This is a genomic window from Actinomycetota bacterium, from assembly GCA_036280995.1.
Lineage (GTDB): Bacteria > Actinomycetota > CALGFH01 > CALGFH01 > CALGFH01 > CALGFH01.
Genome location: DASUPQ010000829.1, coordinates 1 through 3,574, shown reverse-complemented (window position 1 = coordinate 3,574; position 3,574 = coordinate 1). Strand labels below are relative to the sequence as shown.

Below are 3,574 nucleotides of genomic sequence, written 5' to 3'. Positions count from 1 at the left end.
ATGATCCGGCGCGAGCCGGTCGGGGTCTGCGCCCAGGTCACCCCCTGGAACTACCCGTTCATGATGGCCGTCTGGAAGTGGGCCCCGGCGATCGCGGCCGGCAACGCGGTGGTCCTCAAGCCGAGCGACACCACCCCGGTGACCACCGTCTGGATGGCCGAGCTGATGAGCGAGTTCCTGCCCGCCGGCGTGATGAACGTGGTCGCCGGCGACCGCGGCACCGGCGCCGCCCTGGTGTCCCACAAGACCCCGGCCATGGTCTCGATCACCGGCAGCATCCGCGCCGGCCGCGAGGTCGCCAAAGCGGCCGCCGACGACCTCAAGCGGGTCCACCTGGAGCTGGGCGGCAAGGCCCCGGTGATCGTGTTCGACGACGCCGACGTGGCCGCCGCGGCCGAGATGATCGCCGCCACCGGCTACTTCAACGCCGGCCAGGACTGCACCGCCGCCACCCGGGTCCTGGCCGGGGGCCAGGTCCACGACGACTTCCTGTCCGCCCTGGTCGAGCAGGCCAAGGGCACCACCACCGGCCCGCCCGAGGACGAAGACGCCGCCTACGGTCCCCTCAACAACGCCAACCAGCTGGCCAAGGTCGAGGGCTTCCTGGAGCGCGCCCCCGGCCACGCCGAGGTCGCCACCGGCGGCCACAAGCTCGACCGCGGCGGCTACTTCTACGAGCCCACCGTCGTCCACGGCCTCGAGCAGGACGACGAGATGATCCAGCAGGAGATCTTCGGCCCGGTCATCACCGTCCAGCGCTTCGACGACGAGGAGAAGGCCCTCGCCTGGGCCAACGGCGTCGAGTACGGCCTCGCCTCCAGCGTCTGGACCCGCGACCACGGCCGCGCCATGCGCATGGCCCGCGCCCTCGACTTCGGCTGCGTCTGGATCAACACCCACATCCCCCTGGTCGCCGAGATGCCCCACGGCGGCTTCAAGCACTCCGGCTACGGCAAGGACCTGAGCCTCTACGGGTTCGAGGACTACACGCGCGTCAAGCACGTGATGTCGAACATCGAGGGCTAGCCGGCCGCTCCCAGCCGCACCTCGCGCGGCTCGGCGTCGGGGGCCAGGAACCCGAGCAGGCGGTCGCCCTCCTCGGCCACCTCGGCCTGGGTCTGGCTGTTCTGGGTGCCGAAGAGCCTCACCGTCAGGGTGGCGGCCTTGCCGTCGCGGGCCAGGCGCCAGACGCCGGCGACGGAGCCGTCGACCAGGAGGGACGACCAGTGGAGGTCGTCGCTGGGCCAGGAGGCGGCGGTGGCGGCGGCGATGTGGGAACGGTCGGCGTGGGAGAGGAGCACGTTGTCGTACTGGGGGAGGAAGCGGACCGGGGCCGGGGTGTCGGGGTCGGGGCGGGGGGCGTCGGGGAGGTCGAACAGCTCCCGGCCGGCCTCGCTGCGGAAGACCTGCAGCTGGGGGCGGAGGCGGTCGGTGACCTCGCGGAGGCGGGTCAGGCCGGACCAGGTCTGGACGTCCATGGTGCCGGCCGGGCCGAAGGCGGCCAGGTAGCGCAGGACGACCTGGTCGATCGAGGGGGCGGGGTCGAGCGGGCGGCCGAGCCAGTGCTCGGTGGTGGCCCAGGTGGGCAGGCCCTTCTGGCCCCAGACGCCGCGGGGCGGGACCTGGACCACCGGGACCAGGTGGTGGACGGCGTAGGCCAGCGAGGTGGCGTCGTAGTCCGGCCAGCGCTCGGCCATCAAGGCGCGGAGCTGGGCGTTGGTCCGGGGCCGCTCGTCGAGCAGGGCCCGGCCGGCGGCGAGCACGGCGTCGAGGTCGGCGCCCTTGACCTTGCGGCCGAACGGGCTGCCGGTCCAGTAGTTGCGTTCCAGCACCGGGCGGAGCAGGGGAGCCAGGGTCAGGCAGTCGCGGGCGCTGACCAGGTGGAGGGTGGTCCGCATGAGCGGGCCGCGGACCATCTGGCGGCCGGCGACCTGGCCGCCCAGCTCGTCCGGGTCGAAGTCCTCCAGGCGGGTCCAGAGCGCGACATAGGGGTCGCGGGGCTCCTGGGCCTGCAGGCCCACCAGGTGCTCGACCACCTCGGCGGCGGGCCGCCGCACCCGGCGCAGGAGGAGCTGGCGCTCGAGCAGCGCGCGGTTGCGGGCGCGCCGCCCGAGCGCGGTGCCGGTCGCCTGGGCGCTCATACGGCGCGGAGTGTACGGAAGAACGCCCGCACGTCGCCGACCAGGAACTCGGGGGCCTCCATGGCGGCGAAGTGGCCGCCGCGGTCGAACTCCGACCAGTGGACGACGTTGTGGTCGCGCTCGGCCAGCTTCCGGACGGCGACGTCCTGGGTCAGGGACACGGCCACCCCGGTCGGCACGGTGCCGCGCTCCCTGGGGGCGAACATGCTGGGGTCGTGGTAGGTCTCGTAGTAGAGGTTGGCCGCGGACCCGGCGGTGGCGGTGAGCCAGTAGATGCTGACGTTGGTCAGCAGGTGGTCCCGGTCCACGGCGTCCTCGGGCAGGTCGGCCGCCGGGTCGGTCCACTCCTTGAACTTCTCGACGATCCAGGCGAGCTGCCCGGCCGGGGAGTCGGTGAGGGCGTAGGCGAGCGTCTGGGGGCGGGTCCCCTGGATGTGGCTGTAGCCCATCATGTCGTCCTGGAAGTTCCGCATCCGGGCCAGGCGCTGCTGCTCGGCCTCGGTGAGGTCGGCCAGCTCGGCCGGGTCGCCCGAGGGGAAGGTGACCAGGGCGTTGACGTGGACGCCGATGACCCGGTCGGGGGCCAGGCGGCCGACCAGCGGGGCCTCGAAGGCGCCGATGTCGCCGCCCTGCACGCCGTAGCGGTCGTAGCCGAGCCGGGCCATGAGCTCGACATAGGCCCCGGCCATGCGGCCGTGGTTCCAGCCGGGCTCGGCCAGCGGCCCGGAGAACCCGTGGCCGGGGATCGACGGGACGACCACGTGGAAGGCGTCGGCCGGGTCGCCGCCGTGGGCCCGCGGGTCGGTCAGGGGCCCGATCAGCTCCAGGAACTCCACCACCGACCCGGGCCAGCCGTGGATCAGCAGCAGCGGGGTCGCCTCCGGCTCGGGCGAGCGGACGTGGAGGAAGTGGAGGTTGGCGCCGTCGATCGTGGTCGTGAACTGCGGCAGCTGGTTCAGCCGGGCCTCGTGCTGGCGCCAGTCGTAGGCGGTCCGCCAGTACTCGGCCAGCTCGCGCAGGTACCCCACCGGCACCCCGCGGCTCCAGCCGATCCCCTCGGGCTCCGCCGGCCACCGGGTCCGGGCCAGCCGCTCGCCCAGGTCGTCCAGCGCCGCCTGGGGCACCTCGATCCGGAACGGCCGGATCTCACGCTCGTCTCGGTCAGTCGTGGCCATGAGCGCTCCCTTACTCGGAACGAACTGTTCCGTTCCAATATAGCAGAACGGAATGATTCATTCCAGTCCCGGGGTGGGCCAGGAGAGCGCCGGAACGGCCTCGGTCAGCTCGGCGGCCGACCCAGCTCAGGGGCCGGCCGTGGTGGCCGCCGTCGTGGGGGCCGCGGTGGTCGGGGCCTCCGTGGTGGGCGCAGCCGTGGTCGGCGGCTCGGTCGTGGGCGGCTCGGTGGTCGGTGGGGCCGTCGTGGGCGGCTCGGT

General features: G+C 73.3%; 4 protein-coding genes. 2 read left to right on the top strand and 2 right to left on the bottom strand.

Annotation, left to right across the window (positions count from 1 at the left end):
- The coding region (locus VF468_27730) for an aldehyde dehydrogenase family protein (GenBank protein ID HEX5882075.1) at window positions 1-1,026 on the top strand (1,026 nt) is incomplete at its 5' end.
- On the opposite strand, the gene VF468_27725 is transcribed toward VF468_27730, so the two are convergent.
- A complete protein-coding gene (locus VF468_27725) occupies window positions 1,023-2,141 on the bottom strand; it encodes a winged helix DNA-binding domain-containing protein (GenBank protein ID HEX5882074.1) in 1,119 nt (372 codons plus the stop codon). The two genes, VF468_27730 and VF468_27725, sit on opposite strands and share 4 nt — an antisense overlap.
- Window positions 2,138-3,316 (bottom strand): epoxide hydrolase, encoded by a 1,179-nt coding sequence (locus VF468_27720; protein ID HEX5882073.1) that lies wholly within the window; start codon window positions 3,314-3,316, stop codon window positions 2,138-2,140. Before VF468_27720 ends, VF468_27725 begins: the two co-directional genes overlap by 4 nt.
- A gap of 73 nt (window positions 3,317-3,389) precedes the next feature.
- Between VF468_27720 and VF468_27715 the strand changes: the two genes are divergently transcribed.
- A partial coding sequence (locus VF468_27715) for a hypothetical protein (protein HEX5882072.1) occupies window positions 3,390-3,574 on the top strand: 185 nt, incomplete at its 3' end.

Coding starts and splice junctions, on each gene's coding strand:
- VF468_27725 (HEX5882074.1), bottom strand. CDS start 2,141: ATGAGCGCCCAGGCGACCGGCACCGCGCTCGGGCGGCGCGCCCGCAAC.
- VF468_27720 (HEX5882073.1), bottom strand. CDS start 3,316: ATGGCCACGACTGACCGAGACGAGCGTGAGATCCGGCCGTTCCGGATC.